This is a genomic window from Trebonia sp. (assembly GCF_049794275.1).
Lineage (GTDB): Bacteria > Actinomycetota > Actinomycetes > Streptosporangiales > Streptosporangiaceae > Trebonia.
This window is the reverse complement of sequence record NZ_JBARCR010000533.1, coordinates 1-1943: the sequence shown is the minus strand read 5'-3', so window position 1 is coordinate 1943 and position 1943 is coordinate 1. Positions and strand designations below refer to the sequence as shown.

At 72.7% G+C, this 1943-nt stretch carries 1 protein-coding gene; it reads left to right on the top strand.

Annotated features, from left to right (window positions below):
* A partial coding sequence (locus WA805_RS14705; protein WP_425242598.1) for a transglutaminaseTgpA domain-containing protein occupies positions 1-1943 on the top strand: 1943 nt, incomplete at both ends.

Here is a 1943-nt window from a genome sequence, read left to right as displayed (position 1 = left end):
CTTCATCGGCACCGCCTGGTTCTGGGCCGGCGCGGGCGCGGTCCTCGCCGTCGCGGGCGCGGCCACGCTCACCAGGCTCCGGCGGGTGCCGGTGCTCGTCGGCGTGGTCGGCACGCTCGCCGGCCTGCTGCTGTACCTGAACCTCGTGTTCTCCAACGGCCGGTCGTGGGGGCACCTGCTGCCGACCGCGACCTCGCTGCGGCTGCTGTGGGACCTGGCGGGGCAGGGCTTCCACGAGTCCTCGAAGTACGCTCCCCCGGTCCCCGCCCTGTCCGGGATGGTGCTGCTCGCCGCCGCCGGCATCGGCATCATCGCCGTGCTCACCGACCTGATCGCGGTCCGGCTCGGCAGCGCGGCGCTGGCCGGCCTGCCGCTGTTGCTGCTGTTCACCGAGCCGTTCACGCTCAGCATCTCCCGCGACGCCCTCGGCACCACGGTCGCCTTCTGCGCCGCCACGGCCGGCTACCTCTGGATGCTGAGCAGCGAGGGCAGGGACCGGATCAGGGAGTGGGAACACAAGAACCCGGATCCGCGGCAGATGCCCGATACCACCGCGGTCGCGGCCGCGGGACGGCGGGTAGGCGCCGCCTCGGTGGCGGTCGCGCTCTGCGTGCCGCTGATCATCCCCGGGCTGCACGTGACCCGGCTGTTCGGCAGCGGCCAGCCGGGCATCGGCGGGCACGGCCCCGGCGCCGGCAGCGGCGCCGGGTTCCCCGACCCCAATACCCAGATGAGCAACGAGCTGCACACGACGCAGACCCAGCTGGAGTTCAGCTATACCAGTACCGCCATCAACCCGCAGTACTTCCAGGTCTACGTGCTCGACAACCTGACGGCCTCCGAGGGCTGGAAGATATTCGGGCAGCCCTCCATTCTGGCGACGGTGAACCCGCAGCTACCCGCCGCGCCCGGCCTCGCGACCTCGGCGAGCAACTCGTTCGCGAGGGTGACCACGCACGTCACGCTGAGCGGATCGGTCCCCCAGGACCAGTACAACGCGCTGCCCGTACCGTATCCGGCGACAGCGGTCACCGCGGCTGGCAGCCTGCAGGCCGACAGGTCGAGCCTGATGGTGTTCGACAACGGCCAGCACCTGGCCGGCCTCAGCTACTCGGTGAAGAGTCTCGACGCGGCACCGGCCGCGAAGGCCCTCGACGACGACGCCGCCGCGCCCTCGGCCAGCACCAGCTATTACACGCAGGTCCCCGCGCCCTACCTGGCGCTGCACGGCCTCGCACAGTCGGTGGTGAAGGCAGCCGGGGCGAAGACGGCGTTCCAGGACGCGGTCGCGCTCCAGGACTGGCTGTCAGCGGGCGGCGGCTTCCGGTACACGCTGAACGCGCCGACGGTCATCAGCGAGAGCGGGCTGGCGAACTTCCTCGAGCACACGAAGCGCGGATACTGCCAGCAGTTCTCCTTCGCCATGGCCGCGCTGGCCCGGCTGCTCGGCATCCCGGCGCGGGTCGCGATCGGCTTCACCTCAGGGACGCCGGTGGCCGGCAACGAGTGGGTCGTCACCTCGCACGACGCGCACGCCTGGCCGGAACTGTACTTCCAGGGCTTCGGTTGGCTCAGGTTCGAGCCGACCCCGGCGGGCGGGGCGCCCGGCCAGGGTACGGCGACCACCCCGGTGTACACGCTCAGCACGAGCGGCACCCTGCCGGGGTCCTCGGCCGGGTCGCAGGGCGGCACGTCGGCAACGTCCGGCGCCGCGTCGAACCTCAACCCTGCAATCAAGCACCAGCTGGGTCTCCCGATCGGCGGCGCCAGCGGCGGCGCCGCGGGCAGCCGCGCCGGGGTGAACCCGTGGGAGGTGCTCGGGTTCAGCGTCCTCGGGCTGGCGGTGATCGCGGCCGCCGTGCCTGGCGTTGTCCGGCTGCTGGTCAGGCGGCGGCGCTGGCGGGGGCGCGCGGCCCGCGCGGACGACGCGCGGGCGCACGCGG